The 16,884-nt window shown below is 71.4% G+C and carries 14 protein-coding genes and 1 tRNA gene; 8 read left to right on the top strand and 7 right to left on the bottom strand.

The features are described 5' to 3' along the window. Positions 1–372: 372 nt before the first annotated feature. The gene (locus D455_RS0125435; RefSeq protein ID WP_017573484.1) at positions 373–1,797 is read left to right on the top strand and encodes a non-reducing end alpha-L-arabinofuranosidase family hydrolase; all 1,425 of its coding nucleotides are present in this window, start codon (positions 373–375) and stop codon (positions 1,795–1,797) included. Between the two features lie 398 nt (positions 1,798–2,195). On the opposite strand, the gene D455_RS0125440 is transcribed toward D455_RS0125435, so the two are convergent. From D455_RS0125440 to D455_RS0125455, 4 genes are all read right to left on the bottom strand, one after another. Then, a tRNA-Val gene (locus tag D455_RS0125440) sits at positions 2,196–2,269 on the bottom strand. Positions 2,270–2,321: 52 nt separating this feature from the next. Further along, positions 2,322–2,813, bottom strand: a complete 492-nt coding sequence (locus tag D455_RS0125445) for a peroxiredoxin (protein WP_017573485.1) — start codon at positions 2,811–2,813, stop codon at positions 2,322–2,324. Continuing rightward, on the bottom strand, positions 2,810–3,235 hold the full coding sequence (locus D455_RS0125450) for a DUF3052 domain-containing protein (RefSeq protein WP_017573486.1): 426 nt from the start codon (positions 3,233–3,235) through the stop codon (positions 2,810–2,812). The genes D455_RS0125445 and D455_RS0125450 overlap by 4 nt, the downstream gene beginning before the upstream one ends. A gap of 179 nt (positions 3,236–3,414) precedes the next feature. Further along, positions 3,415–3,816: a secondary thiamine-phosphate synthase enzyme YjbQ gene (locus D455_RS0125455; protein WP_017573487.1), complete on the bottom strand. Its 402-nt coding sequence runs from the start codon at positions 3,814–3,816 to the stop codon at positions 3,415–3,417. Between the two features lie 115 nt (positions 3,817–3,931). On the opposite strand from D455_RS0125455, the gene D455_RS0125460 reads away from it, so the two are divergent. After that, on the top strand, positions 3,932–5,587 hold the full coding sequence (locus tag D455_RS0125460) for an alkaline phosphatase D family protein (protein ID WP_026122971.1): 1,656 nt from the start codon (positions 3,932–3,934) through the stop codon (positions 5,585–5,587). Between the two features lie 15 nt (positions 5,588–5,602). On the opposite strand, the gene D455_RS0125465 is transcribed toward D455_RS0125460, so the two are convergent. Together D455_RS0125465 and D455_RS0125470 are read right to left on the bottom strand one after the other, a co-directional pair. Further along, positions 5,603–6,589 (bottom strand): MFS transporter, encoded by a 987-nt coding sequence (locus tag D455_RS0125465; RefSeq protein WP_017573489.1) that lies wholly within the window; start codon positions 6,587–6,589, stop codon positions 5,603–5,605. A gap of 309 nt (positions 6,590–6,898) precedes the next feature. Further along, complete coding sequence (locus D455_RS0125470; protein ID WP_017573490.1) at positions 6,899–8,161, bottom strand: PucR family transcriptional regulator; 1,263 nt, start codon at positions 8,159–8,161, stop codon at positions 6,899–6,901. Positions 8,162–8,416: 255 nt separating this feature from the next. Here D455_RS0125470 and D455_RS0125475 point away from each other — a divergent pair, with 255 nt between their 5' ends. From D455_RS0125475 to D455_RS0125495, 5 genes are all read left to right on the top strand, one after another. Beyond that, positions 8,417–9,394, top strand: coding sequence for an ACP S-malonyltransferase (locus D455_RS0125475; RefSeq protein WP_040685127.1), 978 nt, complete (start codon positions 8,417–8,419; stop codon positions 9,392–9,394). Positions 9,395–9,396: 2 nt separating this feature from the next. After that, complete coding sequence (locus tag D455_RS0125480; protein ID WP_017573492.1) at positions 9,397–10,353, top strand: beta-ketoacyl-ACP synthase III; 957 nt, start codon at positions 9,397–9,399, stop codon at positions 10,351–10,353. 108 nt (positions 10,354–10,461) lie between these two features. Beyond that, the gene (locus D455_RS0125485) at positions 10,462–10,704 is read left to right on the top strand and encodes an acyl carrier protein (protein WP_017573493.1); all 243 of its coding nucleotides are present in this window, start codon (positions 10,462–10,464) and stop codon (positions 10,702–10,704) included. A 124-nt stretch (positions 10,705–10,828) separates the two neighbouring features. Continuing rightward, positions 10,829–12,064: a beta-ketoacyl-ACP synthase II gene (gene fabF, locus D455_RS0125490; RefSeq protein WP_017573494.1), complete on the top strand. Its 1,236-nt coding sequence runs from the start codon at positions 10,829–10,831 to the stop codon at positions 12,062–12,064. Positions 12,065–12,266: 202 nt separating this feature from the next. Continuing rightward, positions 12,267–13,433, top strand: coding sequence for an EAL domain-containing protein (locus D455_RS0125495; RefSeq protein ID WP_394296655.1), 1,167 nt, complete (start codon positions 12,267–12,269; stop codon positions 13,431–13,433). Positions 13,434–13,439: 6 nt separating this feature from the next. Here the strand turns inward: D455_RS0125495 and D455_RS0125500 are convergent, their stop codons facing one another. After that, entirely contained in the window at positions 13,440–14,330 is an 891-nt protein-coding gene (locus tag D455_RS0125500) for an SGNH/GDSL hydrolase family protein (protein WP_017573496.1), read from the bottom strand. Between the two features lie 747 nt (positions 14,331–15,077). On the opposite strand from D455_RS0125500, the gene D455_RS0125505 reads away from it, so the two are divergent. Continuing rightward, positions 15,078–16,884 (top strand): hypothetical protein (locus D455_RS0125505; RefSeq protein WP_020480245.1); only part of this gene is annotated, 1,807 nt, incomplete at its 3' end.

The following is a 16,884-nucleotide window of genomic DNA, read 5'->3' on the forward strand; positions in this document are numbered from 1 at the left end:
CCAGCGGCCCCACCAGGCACTCTGGCATGCCAGCGGATGGTGGACCCCATCTTTTCGGAATGTTTATGAAAGTTACGGCTTGACTTCCGGAGTGTTACCGCTCAGATTCGACGGCAAGGGCGACGGCGCCCCCGACTTTTCCGGCTGGATCCGCGCACCGGTGCTCGGTCCGGGCACGTGGCGGAGTCCCCGAAGAAATGTTAACGCTAACATTCCCGAGCGAAGGACCAGGAAGCGCGATGTCCCCTCCCGTGCGGACCATGCGCGGCTCCGGGTCCTGGAGGAAGGACGGTGTCCACGTTGAGTAGGTCCCTGATCGCGTCACCCCCACGGCCGCGGGGGTGGTTACTGCGGATCCTCGTCGCCGGCGTGATGGTCATGGTGGTCGGCGGTGCCGGTGCCGTGACGGTGCCGACGCCCGCCGCGGCGGCGACGGTCGACACCAACGCGTGGTACGTGCTGGTGAACCGCGAAAGCGGCAAGGCGTTGGACGTGTACAACCGGGCCACCGACGACGGCGCGCGGATCACCCAGTGGACCCGGAACGACCAGTACCAGCAGCAGTGGCGGTTCGTCGACTCCGGCGACGGTTACTACCGGTTGCGGTCACGGATCTCGGGCAGGGTGCTGGACGTCCACGACTGGTCGACCGCCAACGGCGCCAGCATCGTCCAGTGGACCGACTACGACCAGGCCAACCAGCAGTTCCGGCTGGAGGACTCGCCCGACGGACACGTCCGGTTGGTCAACCGGCACAGTGGCAAGGCCGTGGAGGTACAGGGCGGCTCCCACGCCGACGGCGCCGACGTCGTGCAGTACGACGACTGGGGCGGCGACAACCAGCAGTGGCGACTCGTCCGCGTCGACGACGGGGGGACGGACGACACGTGCGCGCTTCCGTCGACGTACGACTGGACGTCGACCGGCCCGCTGGCGCAGCCGAGGCCGGGATGGGCATCGCTCAAGGACTTCACCCACGCCCCCTACAACGGTCGGAATCTCGTCTATGCGACGACCCATGACACGGGAACGTCATGGGGATCGATGAACTTCGGCCTCTTCGACGACTGGTCCGACATGGCCTCGGCCGCCCAGAACCCGATGCCCTTCTCCGCCGTCGCGCCCACGCTCTTCCACTTCGCCCCCAGGGACGTCTGGGTGCTCGCCTACCAATGGGGCGGACCCGCCTTCTCCTACCGGACGTCGACCGATCCCACCGACGTGAACAGCTGGTCGTCGGCGCGGACGCTCTTCGACGGAAGTATCACCGACTCCTCCACAGGACCCATCGACCAGGCGCTCATAGGCGACGACACGCACATGTACCTGTTCTTCGCCGGGGACAACGGCAGGATCTACCGGGCCAGTATGCCCATCGGCGACTTCCCGGGCAGCTTCGGCTCGACCTCGACGGTCGTCATGTCCGACAGCACCAACAACCTTTTCGAAGCGGTCCAGGTCTACAAAGTCGAGGGCGAGGACCGGTACCTCATGCTCGTCGAAGCGATCGGCGCGCAAGGAGACCGCTACTTCCGCTCGTTCACGGCCACCAGCCTGGACGGCGCGTGGACACCGCAGGCCGCCACCGAAGGCAATCCCTTCGCCGGTCAGGCCAACAGCGGCGCCACCTGGACCGACGACATCAGTCACGGTGAGCTGATCCGTACCAACCCCGACCAGACCATGACCGTCAACGCCTGCGACATGCGGTTCCTCTACCAGGGACGCTCCCCCGACTCGGGCGGCGACTACGGCCTCCTGCCCTACCGTCCCGCCGTGCTGACACTGCGGCGCTGAAACCCCCGGGGTCGGAGGAGCTCCCGACCGCCACCGTCGGTCACCGACCCTCCCGGTCCCCCTGGCTCGGCCAGGGGGCCGGGAGGACGTCCGGAGCGGGCCCTGGGCAGGCCGACCACGACCCGTGGGGCGAAGCCCCGCGTTGTGCGAGGGTGCCCCGCCCACCTCACCGGTCTGCGCGACCTCAGCCGCAGGGGGTGCCTCGGGGGGCACGGGGGTCTCCCCCCGGGAAACACGAAGGACGACCCAGCGAGGCGGCGCCGAAGGCCCCCGAACAGGATCGTCCCGAGTACGTGGGGCGAAGCCTCACATCGGGGGGCTCGGGGGTCGTCTCCCCGAAAGACATCGCGGGCTGCCGCGAGGCGACCGTAGGCCCCCGAGCAGCAGCCCGCATCACGTGGGCGCGAAGGGACTCGAACCCCTGACCTATTGCTTGTAAGGCAATTGCTCTAACCAACTGAGCTACGCGCCCGTGCGTCGGACGAGATCATACCGCTTTGCGGTGATCGTCGCGCCTGGACTTCTCAGGCCAGCTCCCGCAGCCGCCTCAGGTACTCGTCCACGTCCCGGGGTTCGGCGATCCCCGTGAGGGTAGACCAGCGCACGATCCCCTCGGCGTCGATCAGGAACGTGCCCCGCCGCGCGGTACCCCGCACGGGGTCGAAGACCCCGTAGGCGTCGGCCACGCCGCCGTGCGGCCAGAAGTCCGACAGCAGGGGGAACGGGAAGCCCTCGCGGTCCGACCAGGTGCGCAGGGCGAAGACCGAGTCCACCGACACCGCCAGGACGGTGGCGTCGAACTCGGAGTGGCGCTTACCCAGGTCGGCGAGTTCCCCCGAGCACACCCCGGAGAAGGCCAACGGGTAGAAGACCAGGAGGACCGGACGGCCCCGCAGAGCGGCCAGGGAGACGTCCTGACCGTACTGGTCCTGAAGGGTGAAGTCGGGTGCGACGGCGCCGCTCAGCGCCGCGCGTCCTCCACTGGGACGCGCGGCACCGGGTGTGGTGTCAGTCACCGCTTGGGAACGACCAGGCGCGTACCCGACCAGTCGGCGCCGATGCTGACCGCACTGGTCTGGGAGAGGCCCGACGTCGTCGCGGCCTCGGCGACCTCGTTGGGCGACACGTGCAGCTCACGTCCCGCCTTGGGCGTCAGCACCAGAATGGTTCCACCGTCGGCGATGGTGGTCACGGTGTCCATCAGCGCGTCGGTGAGGTCCTCCTCCTCGTCGGACCGCCACCACAGCAGTGCCGCGTCGACGTCTCCGTCGTAGTCCTCGTCGACCAGTTCCTCACCGGTGAGTTCGGTGATGGATGCGCGCAGGCCCTCGTCGACGTCGTCGTCGAAGCTGAATTCCTGCACCACCTGACCCGGCTTGAATCCGAGTCGGTCAGCCAAGCCACGTTCGCTCTGTGCCTGGCCCGCGGTCGCGCTCACGAAAGTTCTCCTCCACAGATGGTTTCTGTCAATCTTGCCTGCACGAAGCAGTTGTCACAACGATGCCGGGCCATTTCCGCGCCCGTCACGTGGGTTCGCTGACCATCGCTGATGGCCTAGTCCACACGCTAGCGGCATGTTCCGTCAACGCGCTGCCAAACCTGTTCTCACTTTTCCGGTCACAGGAAGGACAGGCGCACACGCCGGTCGGGATTGTCCACGTTCAGGTCGACGACGGCGATGGACTGCCATGTTCCCAGTTCCAGTCCTCCGTCGATCACCGGAACGGTGGTCTGGGGGGCGACGAAGGCGGGCATCACGTGCGACCTTCCGTGACCCCGCGAGCCGTGCTTGTGCCGCCATCGGTCGTCGGCGGGCAACAGGTCGTCCAGGGAGGCGAGGAGGTCGTCGTCGGACCCCGCCCCGAGTTCGATGATCGCCACGCCCGCCGTGGCGTGTGGGACGAAGACGTTGAGTAGTCCGTCGCCGCCGGTCTCGGCGACGAAGTCGCCGCACTGCCGGGTGATGTCGGTGATGCTCTCCGATCCGCCGGTGTGCAGCTCCAGGATCCGTGTCCGCATAGCGCCACCTTCGCGCAGGCGCGGCCCTCGCGCAACCATCACGGTCGCGTCCACACCGGGGAGGGGCCATACTCGTCCATCACATGTGCGAACCTGGTCGAAGGGAGGCGTAACGGTGACTGCTTCTTTACTCCTGGGTCCCGTGCTCAGGTACCCGGCACCGAGCACGGCCACGGTGTGGGTGGAGACGGACGCTCCCTGCACCGTGCGCGTCGTGGTCGAAGGCGGCACGGAGGCGACCGCGCGGACCTTCACCGTGCACGGGCACCACTACGCCGTGTGCACGGTCGAGGGGCTGCCCCCCGGCGTGAACCTGCCCTACGAGGTCTTCCTGGGCGAGGACCGCGTCTGGCCCGAACCCGACAGTCCCTTCCCGCCCAGCACCGTGCGCACCATGGCGCCGGACGCGCCCACCCGGCTGCTGTACGGTTCCTGCCACACGCCCACGGGCGACGATCCCGGGGGCGTGGTCCGCTACGGCCCCGACATGCTGCGTGCGACCGCGCGGCGGCTGGCCCACGAACCGGTCGAGGGCAATCTGGCGCTGCTGCTCATCGGCGACCAGGTGTACGCCGACGAGGTCCAGGAGCCGATGCTCGCCTTCCTGCGCCGTGCGCGCGAGCGGGACGGCTCCGGCGCCCCCGCGGACGAGGTCGTCCACTACGACGAGTACGCCGAGCTGTACCGGCAGGCCTGGAGCGACCCCCAGGTGCGGTGGCTGCTGTCCACCGTGCCGACCCTGATGGTCTTCGACGACCACGACATCCGCGACGACTGGAACACCTCCGCCGCGTGGCGCCGTGCCATGGACGCGCTCCCCTGGTGGCACGAGCGCGTCACCAACGGCCTGGGCGCCTACTGGGTGTACCAGCACGTGGGTAATCTCTCACCGGAGGAGCGGGGCAAGGATCCCCTCTGGGCCGAGGTGGACACCGCCCGCGGCGACGCCGCCGACGCGGTCGACGCCTTCGCCTGGCGGGCGCACAGCGAACCGTCCAGCTACCAGTGGGGGCACCGCCACGACATCGGCACGGTCAGGATCCTGGTGGCCGACACCCGCTGCTCCCGCGCCCTGGGCGAGGGCGACCCCTCCGACGGCTCACGGTCGATCCTGGGCCCGCAGGGCCACGACTGGCTGGACGAGCACCTCACGGGCGGACCCGACCACCTGGTGGTCGCCTCGACCGTCCCGGTCCTGCTGCCTCCCTCGGTGCACCACCTGGAGGCGTGGAACGAGGCGGTGTGCGCGGGTGCCTGGGGCGGTTGGGCTCGGGGACCGGCCGAGCGGCTGCGCCAGGGCATGGACCTGGAGCACTGGGCGGCGTTCCGGTACTCCCTGCACCGTCTCTCCGACGGTGTCGGGGAGCTCGCGCGGGGCGAGCGCGGTCCGGCACCGGCCACCGTCCTGTTCCTGGGCGGGGACGTGCACTTCTCCTACCTGGCGCGCGCCGAACACCGGGACGTGGCCGACGGCAGCCGGGTGACCCAGCTGGTGTCCTCACCCCTGTGCAACCAGGCCCCGGCCGGTATGCGCCGCATGGTCCGCCTGTCCGTCAGCTGGCCGCTGCGCCTGGTCGGACGGGCGCTGACGCGGCTGGCCCGGGTCCCCGATCCCGGCCTGCGCTGGGACCTGGAGGACATCCCCTACTTCGGCAACACCATCGGAGAGGTCTCCTTCGACGGGCGCGAGGCGCACGCCGCCTGGTACCACTGCCCCGGAGGCGGCGGCCCCGACGCGCTGCCCGAGGTGCGTCTGCGCGTCGGGGTCTGAGCCGCCGGATCGGGGTCAGGGCTTGTTGCTGGTCGGACGGCGGGTGGACGGGGTGCCGCGCCGGGTGCGGCGCACCGCGATCCCGAGGGCTCCGCCGCCCCGCTCCAGCATGTGGCGGGCCCGGTTCACGGTGCCGCGCGGGGTGTCGGAGGGGGTGGAGTCGGCCCTGTCGTCCCCGTCCAGGTGGTGGAGCGCCCGGGTCGGCCGGACCTGCGACTCCCGCTCGCTCAGGTGCGGCAGGACCTCGGTCGGCCTCTCCCCGTCGGCGCGTTCGGAGCTCCTCCCCCGCTCGGAGTCCAGATGCGGGATCACGTCGGTGGGACCCTGGTCCCCCACCGGCCGGAGGGGCCGGGTGCGCTCGTCGGCGGCAGGATCCTCCGCCTGCGTGCTCTCCTCGTGCACGGCGCGCTTCCAGGCCCTCTCCTCCTGCTTCCTGCGCCACGCCTGCCGGGAGTTCTCGACGCGGCGTGCGCGCCAGGACCGCGCCAGCGGGGTGACGACCGGCCAGGTCACCCTGGCCGGACGCGACAGCGCGTGCCAAAGGTAGGCGGTGGTGCCCCACGCCTCCATGGCCCTGCGCGCCCTGGTGATGGTGAAGAAGGTGGGCAGGGCCATCAGCAGCTGCGGCCAGGCCAGCGCCAGCGCGGCGAACAGCGGGTACATGCCGCCGCCGATCACCGACGCGGCCGCGCCGATCGCCACCGGCACCAGCGCCAGGGAGATACGCAGCCCGGTGATCTGGCGGAAGCGGTGCAGGGAACGGCGCGCGGACGCCTGCGGCGCCAACCCCTCGGGGAGGGGGGTGGGCTGTACGACCAGCGCCAGCAGCAGCGTTCCCACGCCCACGCTGGCGGCCAGCAGTATGGTCCATCCCCAGGCGGCGAGGGTGCCGCCGACCAGAAGGTGGACCAGCCCCAGCACGGGGATCGGCACAGGCAGCCAGAACAGCGCACGTCTGCGCAGCTCACCCTCCTGGGTGGGCTGGAGAACGTAATCGATCATCGGACGGAAGAGCCGGGACCCTATCCTCGGTCGCTCGACCACAGCGTTGACCCCCCAAGAACGTCGTGACGGGGCGGTGCGGGGACCTTCGCCCGAGGGTGACGTACCAGCCTCATCGGTCCCTTCGGCAACCCGCCCACCACAAAGCTATCCCTTTTCATGTGGTCCTCGGGCGTATACGGCCAGTTACCGACATACCCGGTGTGGATGAAACTTCCATAAGCGGACCGACATGGTGGGCAACGGTCGGGCCGCACCGTGCCCACCCACGGACGGGGGACGCCCCCGCATGAGGGGGAACCCTCCGGATCAGCCCTCCCGGGGCCCCGCGAGCCGCCCGAGGGCGACCGCCACCCGCAGGACGAAGGAGCCCCGTCCGTCGGAGGGAGTGTGGCCGGTGAGTTCGGCGATCCTGCTGAGCCGGTAGCGGACCGTGTTCGGGTGCACGAACAGCATCCTCGCGGTGGCCTCCAGGGACGAGGCGTGCTCCAGGTACACCGACAACGTGTCCAGCAGGGGCGACCCCGCGCCGAGCAGGGGGACGTAGACCTCCTCCACCAGCTGCCTGCGCGCCTCGGTCTCCCCCTGGAGCGCGCGCTCGGGCAGCAGGTCGTCGGCGAGCACCGGGCGGGGTGCGTCCGGCCAGGCCACGGCGGCCCGCAGTCCGTTGACGGCCGCCCGCAGCGAGGCGCCGGCGGACCGCAGGTCGGGGACGGCGGGTCCCACCACCACCGGACCGTGGCCGAACAGCCCTGCCAGCGGCTCGGCCGCCGCCCCCGGGAGGTCCTCCTTCGGGTAGCGGTCACCCACGCCGACGACCACGACCACGCGTGTGCCCTGCATCCCCGCGAGCACGTCGTGCCCGAGGCGGCGCGCGGCGGCGCGCAGGTCGTCCAGGACCTTGCCGCCGTCGTCGTCACCGGTCTCCCCGGCCACCGCGACGACCGGGGTGTGCGACCAGCCCAGCGCCGACCCCCAGGTCTGGAGTCCGTCCTCGTGGTCGCCGTGCAGCAGGGCGTCGACGATCAGCGCCTCCAGGCGTGCGTCCCACGCGCCCCGTGCCTCGGCGGCGCGCGCGTAGACCTTGGCGGAGCTGAACGCCACCTCGCGCGTGTAGCGCAGGACGGCCTCGCGCAGTTGCTGGGCTCCGCCGGGAGCCGCCAGTTCCTCCACCTGGCCCTCGACCACGTCGATGACCACGCGGATCATGTCGACGGTCTGCTGGAGGGAGACCGAGCGGGTGAGCTCGCGCGGCGCGGTGCCGAAGACCTCGACGGTGATGGCCGGGCGTCCGCGCACCGGGTTGCGGAACCAGTCGACGAAGGCGGCCACCCCGGACTGGGCGACCAGGCCGATCCAGGAGCGGTCCTCCGCCGACATGCGGCGGAACCAGCCGAGCCGCTCCTCCATACGTGCCACGGCGGCCGTGCCGAGTACGCCCATGGAGCGCTCCAGGCGGCGCACGGTCTCGGCCCGGACGCGCTCCTGCTCGGCCGCGTCCGCTCCCTCCGCGCCGTCCGGGGGTACCGTGGTGCCCTGGTCATCGTGGGTCTCGTGGGGTTCGGTGTTCACCCCTCCAGGTTCGCATCCCGCGGTGCCCCGTGAGCGGTGCGCCCCGGATCCCCGGTGGCCGGAGGCGGACACCGCCCCGCCCCACGTCACCGGAAACGCACGCCGAGTACCGTCGAGGAGTGATCTCTCCCACCGGTTCGGGGTGTGCGAACACGCGTCTGACCTGCTTTTGTGGAGTCCCCACAAACGGTGGTCAGTGAACTTCGTGTGACTCCCCCTCTGACTGGTGATCTCCTACAGGGCAAGGTTGATGTCGTGCTTGTAATCGTTGCTCCCGGCCAAGGCGCCCAGGTTCCCGGTTTCCTCTCACCGTGGCTCGAACTCCCCGGTGTCTCCTCGCAGCTCGAGGCGTGGTCCGAGGTGGCCGGGCTGGACCTGGTGCGCTACGGCACCACCGCGGACGCGGACGAGATCCGTGACACCGCCGTCGCCCAGCCCCTGCTGGTCAGCGCCGGTCTGGTCGCGGCCTCCGCCGTTCTCGGCCCCCCGTCCGCCCCCTCCCCCGCGCTGCCCGCCGAGAACTCCCTGCTGGACGCCGTCGCGGGCCACAGCGTCGGTGAGTTCACGGCCGCCGTGATCGCCGGTGTCCTGTCCCCCAAGGACGCGCTGGCGCTGGTCGCCGAGCGCGGCCGGGGCATGGCCGAGGCCGCCGCGCGCACCGAGACCGGGATGACCGCGGTGCTCGGCGGCGACCGTGAGCAGGTGCTGGAGGCGATCGGGGCCGCCGGGCTGACCCCGGCCAACGACAACGGTTCCGGGCAGATCGTGGCCGCCGGTACCACCGAGCAGCTCGCCGCGTTCGCCGAGAACCCGCCCGCGCGGGCCCGGCTGCGCCCCCTGTCGGTCGCGGGTGCCTTCCACACCGAGCACATGGCCCCGGCCGTGGAGCGTGTGCGGGCGACCGCCGACACCCTGACCCCCTCCGACCCCACGGTGCGGCTGCTCTCCAACGCCGACGGTGCCGTGGTCGGGAGCGGTGGCGAGTACCTGGAGCGCCTCGTCACCCAGATCTCCTCCCCGGTCCGCTGGGACGCGTGCACCCGGACCCTGGCCGACCTGGGAGTGACCGCCCTCATCGAGCTCACCCCGGCGGGCACGCTCACCGGTCTGGCCAAGCGCGCGCTGCGCGGGATCGAACTCCTCGCGGTGAAGACCCCCGACGACCTCGACCGCGCCGGCGCCCTCATCAAGGAGCACGCCGGATCCCCCGCGGCCACCGACCAGGAAGGCTAACCATGTTCAGATCCCCGAGTGCCCCCGGGGGCGCGGCGATCACCGCCTTCGGTGAGTACCAGCCCTCCAGGGTCGTCACCAACGCCGACCTGGAGGCCCGTGTCGACACGAACGACGAGTGGATCCAGAGCCGTGTCGGCATCAGGGAGCGGCGCGTCGCCGGTCCCGAGGACACCGTGGCGAGCATGGCCGTCGCGGCGGGCGGCAAGGCCCTGGCCGCCAGCGGCCTGTCCGCCGAGGACGTCGACCTGGTGATCGTGGCGACCTGCACCGCGCAGGACCAGATCCCCAACACGGCCGCCACCGTCGCCGCCAGGCTGGGCATCACCGCGCCGGGCGCCTTCGACCTCAACGCCGCGTGCGCGGGCTTCTGCTACGCGCTGGGCGTGGCCTCGGACATGGTCCGGGGCGGCAGTTCCCGCAACGTGCTGGTGATCGGCTCGGAGAAGCTCAGCGACTGGGTGGACTGGGACGACCGCGGCACCTGTGTGATCTTCGCCGACGGTGCCGGTGCGGCGATCGTCTCGGCCGCCGAGGAGCACGGCATCGGCCCGGTGGTGTGGGGATCCTCCGGTGAGCGCGCCGACAAGATCTACCTGCGCGACCACAAGTACCTGTACCAGGAGGGCCAGGCGGTCTTCCGCTGGACCACCACCGAGCTGTACAAGGTGGCCCTCGAAGCCATGGAGAAGGCGGGCGTGGAGCCCTCGGAGCTGACCGCGTTCGTCCCCCACCAGGCCAATCTGCGTATCGTCGAGTCCATCGCCAAGAGGCTGGGCGCGCCCCAGGCACTCGTGGCCCGCGATATCGTCACCGCTGGCAACACCTCCTCCGCGTCCATCCCTCTGGCGCTCTCGCGCATGATCGGACGCGGGGAACTGCCCTCGGGGAGCACCGTACTCACCCTGGGTTTCGGAGCGGGGCTGGTCTACGCCGCCCAGGTGATCCGTATCCCCTGAGCGACCGCCCGAACCCGTGGTAACACCACGTCCGGTCGGGCCGTGAGCCGCGGCCGACGTGGCGTCCCTGAACCGACAGCGAATCACCAAGCAAGGAGAAAGAGCGACATGGCCAACCACAGCGAGCAGGAGATCCTGAAGGGCCTCGGCGAGATCATCGAGGAGATCGTCGGCACCGAGCCCTCCGAGGTGACCCCGGAGAAGAGCTTCGTGGACGACCTCGACATCGACTCGCTGTCCATGGTGGAGATCGCCATCGCCGCCCAGGACAAGTTCGGCGTGGAGATCCCCGACGACCAGCTCAAGGACCTCAAGACGGTCCAGGACGTCATCAACTTCATCCAGAAGTAGCGTGTCGGGGCGGGGGGGGGGCGCCCCCCCNCGCCGCCACACGCGGCCCCGACTCCTCCCCCGCACCCGCCAACGCCTCCCGGCCCCGCAGCCGGGATCGATCCACGAGAAGGGCGATCGGATCATGTCCAAGACCGATGTCGTCGTCACCGGCCTCGGCGCCACCACCCCCCTCGGGGGTGACGTCGCGACCACATGGTCCGCGCTCCTCGACGGCCGCTCCGGCATCAGCGTCCTGCCGGAGGAGTGGCACGAGAAGCTTCCGGTGCACTTCGCCGGGCAGATCGCGCAGGAACCCTCCGAGAAGCTGCCCCGGCCGCGCCTGCGCCGCCTGGACCGCACCCAGCAGTTCGCGCTGATCGCCGCGAAGGAGGCCTGGGAGGACGCCGGGTCCCCCGAGGTCGACCCGATCCGCCTGGGCGTGGTGGTCTCCAGCGGTATCGGTGGCATCCTCACCATCCTGGAGCAGTACGACACCTTCCGCGAGAAGGGCTGGAAGCGGGTCTCCCCCTTCACCGTGCCCATGCTCATGCCCAACAGCCCCGCGGCCGCGATCAGCCTGGAGTACACCGCCCAGGCCGGTTCGCACGTGCCGGTGAGCGCCTGCGCCTCCAGCGCCGAGGCCGTCGCCAACGGCGTGGACATGATCCGCTCCGGCCGCGCCGACGTGGTCATCGCGGGCGGTACCGAGGCCGCGATCCACCCGCTCAACATCGCCTCGTTCGCCTCCATGCGCGCCCTGTCCACGCGCAACGACGACCCGCAGACCGCCTCCCGCCCCTGGGACGCGGGCCGCGACGGCTTCGTCATGGGCGAGGGCGCGGGCATCCTCGTGCTGGAGTCGGCCGAGCACGCCGCCAAGCGGGGCGCCCGCGTGTACGCGCACGCCTCGGGCGTGGGCTACACCAACGACGCCTACGACATCGTCCAGCCCGACCCGGAGGGCGCCGGGCAGGCCCGCGCCATCACCCAGGCCCTGGTCGACGCCGACCTCGGGCCCGACGACATCGTGCACGTCAACGCGCACGCCACCTCCACCCCGGCCGGGGACGTCGGTGAGACCCGGGCGATCCGCTCCGCGCTGGGCGACGCCGCCGACCGGGTCGCGGTGACCTCCACCAAGTCCATGACCGGCCACCTGCTGGGCGGCGCGGGCGCCGTGGAGTCGATCGCGTCCATCCTCGCCCTGCACGACGGGCGCATCCCGCCGACCATCAACATCGAGGAGCTCGACTCCGACGTGGTCGTGGACATCGTCCGCGACAAGCCGCGGGACATGCCCACCGGCGACGTGGCGGTCATCAACGAGTCCTTCGGGTTCGGCGGCCACAACATCGCGCTGGTCTTCCGCCGCGCCTGACCGTGTGGCCCCACCTGGTCCGCACCGACGCCCCCGCCGACCGGCGGGGGCGTCGTCGTGTCCGACGTCCGACCATGGGCGCCCCCGGTGTGGTGCCATGGAACGGGCCGTGAAACGGAACGGGCCGTGAAGGTGAGAGGAACAGCCGAAAACACGTCTTCAGGTGGGCCCGGTTCACGGCCACCATGGAAGTGTGTCTGCCCTGGATTCCCACCGCACTCCCGTGACGCACCCGGACGGAGTCGCCGAGGCGCCCCGACGACGCTCACCGAGCGCTCCCGGTTACCGGCCCATCGTGGACCTGGACTCCGGAGCCGTGGTGGCCGTCGAGATCGCCGCCGCCCCGCCGCCCGTCGCGCGCGGCGCCCACACCGAGGCGACCGCCCAGGAGGAGACGGCCGTGGCGGAATGGCTCCTGGCCCTGGTCCGGGAGGTCGCCGGAACCGAGAGCCTGCTGCCGTTGGTGCTGCCGCTGCCCGCGCGTGTCCTGGCCGGTGAGGGGTTCGTGGCGCTGGCGGAGAGCCTGCTGCGCCGTGCGGGCCGCCGACCGCGCGACATCACCTTCATGCTCAGCCCGGACCTGACCGAACTGCCGCGCGGGGCCGTGGTGTCGGGTGTGGCCCGGTTGCGTTCGGCGGGGTTCCGGTGCGGCTTCGGAACGGCGATGGTGCGCCCGGACCTGGTGGTGGAGGCCGCGCCGTTCCTCATGCGGATCGATCCGCCGATCGTCTCCCGGGTGGCGGGGGACCAGCGCCACGCCACGGTGGTGGAGGGTCTGGCCCGGATCGGGCGGGGCAGCGGCGTGTACGCGCTGGCCTCGGGTGTGGGCTCGACCGAGGACGTGGTGCGGTTGCGCCGCTGCGGGATACGGGTCGGGACGGGCCCCTTCTTCGCCGACCAGACGTGGCGGCCCGGTGAGCGGGTGACCCCGGTGCCCGAACCCGAGACCGGGCGGGACGGCGCGGAGGACACGGGACCACGGGTCACCGAGTTCATGGTTCCGCCGGTGGGGCTGGACTCCGACGCCACCGCGGAGCAGGTGCTGGAGTCCTTCACCGGGGACCCCGCGCTGAACAGCCTCGTCCTCGTCGACCACCGGGAACGACCGGTGGGAGTGGTCGACCGGACGCGCTTCCTGCTGTCGGTGACGGGCCGCTACGGACACGCCCTGCACGCCAAGCGTCCGGCGCTGCGGTTGGCGGAGGCACCGCGCACCGTCCCGGCGTGGATGTCGGCGCTGGCGGCGCTGCGGGTAGCCGGGCAGGACACCGAACGGGTCTACGACGACCTGATCGCGACCAACGGCTACGGCCAGTGTCTGGGCGTGGTACGCGTCAGCGCCCTCATCCAGTCCCTGTCGCGCAGCTGAGCGCGGTCAGTCCACGGGCTCGGGACCCCTGGTACCCGAGGGGCTGCTGACCGGTGTGCTCTCGGCGGGGTCGAAGCCGTTGTAGGTCGCCTCGTACGCCCTGCCCTCCTCGATGCGCCTGGCGATCTCGGCGCGGGTGGCCTCGTCGTGCAGGTAGTCCAACCGGGGGCGTCTGGGCAGGCGGCCGTCACCGGAGGACCGGCCCAGGGCGCGGCGGCGCAGCCACGGCACCAGGTACTGGCGGGCCCAGCGGCGGTTCTCCCTGCGGCGCAGGATGCGGGGCAGCTGCCGGGGCGGGGTGGTCCACGGGTCGGTCCAGGACTCGGGCGGTCCCATCGGGAAACCGAGGAGGTCGGCGATGCGCGCGGCGACGATCTGGTGGCCCGCGCCGTTGAGGTGCAGGCGGTCCTCGCTCCAGGCGCGGGAGTCGGTGAGGGCGTTGAGTGCCCACAGGTCGACGACCTCGGTGCCGGTGCGCTCGGCGACGGCGCGCATGTGCATGCTGAACACGGCGATGCGACCGCGGTAGTAGCGCAGGACCGGGATCCAGCCGGTGTCGTGGCCGGACAGGATCACCACGCGGATGCCGGCGTCGCGCAGCTGGCGGATGCCCCACTCGAACTGCTCGGCCAGGCGGTCCAGGTCGTTGCCGGGGCGCAGGACGTCGTTGCCCCCGGCCAGGACGGTGACCAGGTCGGGTTTCCAGTCGAGCGTCTGGTCGAGCTGCTCGCCGAAGATGTGCCTCATGCGGCGTCCGCGCACGCCCAGGTTGGCGTAGCGAAAGTCCGGCGTGACCGTGCCCAGGTGCTCGGCGAGGCGGTCGGCGAAGCCCCGATACGCGCCGTCGGGTCCGCTGTCGTCTTCCATCCCCTCGGTGAGGCTGTCGCCGATGGCCACGTAGGACCGGATGGGGTCCGGTCTGCTCGGAGGAGCGGCCACGGGGGGATTCGTTTCGAGGTCTGTCACGTCAACCAATCATCCGGCTCGACCGCCCCACACCTGTGAAGAGCCGAGAGTGCGGGGGTGCGGCAATCCTGGTGCTGGGTCGCGGCCCGGCCACCGACCCGTCTCCGACACCGTCGACCCTGTCGGCCACCGAGCGCGGCCACCCGACCGAAGCGCGTTCGGACGAGGACAGTGCCCGTCCAGCATACCCGCGAGCGGTGACGGCGTGCCGGGGCCGGAACGTGTCGGCGCGCTTGCCGGGCACCTTCCGATTCTGCCTCCGCGCGCGGCACCCGGCCCTTGCCCGAAGGAAGCGCGGGCGTGAAGGCGGCGTGAACACCAACGACCGGTTGTCCCGGAAAGAGGCGAAGGTCCCATATGAGGTAGGTCACATATCCACGCGCGCCCGAAGGCCGGAACGCCCTCGTCACGGTGATCACACAGCGCAGTCACGAAGTCGCCTCGGCGGACCTGGCCTACCTGGGGGTACCCATGTGGCGCCAAGGGACGTACGATCTCGGGGAAGTGCTCACGGCACCCCTGTCCCCCGGCTCGCCGTGCCCACCCTTGGCACACGGGACCGGCCTTCCGTCCGGCCTCCCCGCGGGTGAGGGGCGTACTGTGGTGCATCGAACCGAAGGCCCGTGCGGTTCCTCCCCAATTCACGTGCAGACACCAGGAGGTCGAGGTCCCCAGCGGATGAACGCCGTCTCTCCGATCTGCCTCGTCGACCTCGCGCCCGCTCTGCGGTGGTCGAGGTCGCCGGACGTGGCACCCCTGCTCCACCACGACCGCCTCGTCGACGGCTGGTGGCACTCCCTGCCGGTCGCACGTGTACTGGACATCGCGGGTCCGCCCTGGCTCGCCCACGGCATCGCCCGCCTGGCGCTGGAACAGTGGGAGCACGTCCCTCTGGCCGAGTTCCTGCCGAGCCTGCGCACCCAGCCGGTCGACTGCTCCGACCTCTCCGAACCCGTGCGCGGCGCGGTCGTCTCCACCGTCGGGGACTGGGAGCGCCTCATCTCCACGAGCCCGCAGGAGATCGGCGGATGGCAGCTCTCGGGATGCGACGCCATCGACATCGTCAGCACGGTGGCCTGGCGGGCCCTCCAGCCCTGCTGTGAGCTGCCCGGAGGCCCCACGCCCTCCCCCGCGCTGATGATGGAGGCCGTGCGCACCATCGCCCACTGGATGCCCGACTCCGCGCCCGAACACGTGCACAGCGCGCTGGAGTACCTCAACGCCGCCACGGGAGCCACTCCCGAGACCGGGGTCTCCGAGGGCGCCGGACACGACCCGGCTCCGCCGCAGACCCCGGCGACCCGCGCGATCCGCACCCTACGGGCCCTGCGCGCCCAGCGCGCGGAGGAGGAGCCCGACGCCCCGGCCGAGAACCGGCCGGACGCCTCCACCGCGGGCGCGTCCACCGCCATGGTCAGCTCCGCCGCGATGATCCCCGGGTCCGCCCTGGACTCCGGGACGGTGGACGGCGACGACGCCCAAGGCAATGGTGAGGGCGACCTGCGCTCGCAGTTCCGCAGCTCGCTTCTGGGCCCCGGACGCACCCTGCGCCGCCCCAGTTTCGGCCCGCCCAAGGCCATGCGCGCCGACCACGCCGAGGAGCGTCCCCCCGCCCCGGCCCTGGGCCAGCACCCGCTGGTGGACCTGGTCGAGGAGATGTTCCGGTCCTGGCCCGAGCTGGAACGCACCGTCGCCGCCGAGCGCCTGTTCGCCACCGACCCCATCAGCATCCGCGTGCTGTCGGAGCAGATCACGGTGGACGTCACCGAGATCCGCGCCGCCCAGCGCAGGGTGGAGGAGCGCCTGCTGCGGTGGCTCAACGCCCCCGAGGGCGCCGCGGTCACCAAGCACCTGCGCGAACTGTCCGAGCAGCTGGGTTCGGCGACCACGATCGACCGCCTGATCAACGCCCACCCCGACCACCCGGTGGACGTGCCGACCCTGAACACGCCGCTGTGGCGGGTGATCATCACCCTGTTCACCGACCGGCGCATGCACAACGGGTGGCTGATCGCCGACGACCCCAACCGGCTTCGCTGGCAGACCCGTGAGCTGTTGGGCGACGCGCCCAGCATGACCGAGGCCGGGATCCGGCTCAGCCGGATCGGCATCCGGCAGCAGGAGCTGCGCGCCTGGCTGCTGAGCACCCCCGGTGTGAGCCTGCGTGACGGACACGTGTTCGTGGACACGTCGGTGCCCATGGAGGTGCCCACGAACCACCCGGGCCACACGGCTTCGGACGAGTCGGGGGCCACCACCGAGAACGGGCTGCCGATACGGCGCCGCCCCGACGCGCAGCCGCCCGCGGCCCCGGCCGAACCCGCGCAGGGCCATCAGCACAGACCCGCGCCCGAGCAGGCTCCCCCGGCCTTCGGCACCGCCGCCCTGGATCCGCACCGCGTCGTACCGCTGGGCCCGTCGCCCGGCCAGGCACCCAGCGTGCCGCAGTCCCGCCCGGAGGCGAGCGACCCCGCCATGGCGGCCC

This window comes from Nocardiopsis halotolerans DSM 44410, assembly GCF_000341065.1.
GTDB classification, from domain to species: domain Bacteria; phylum Actinomycetota; class Actinomycetes; order Streptosporangiales; family Streptosporangiaceae; genus Nocardiopsis; species Nocardiopsis halotolerans.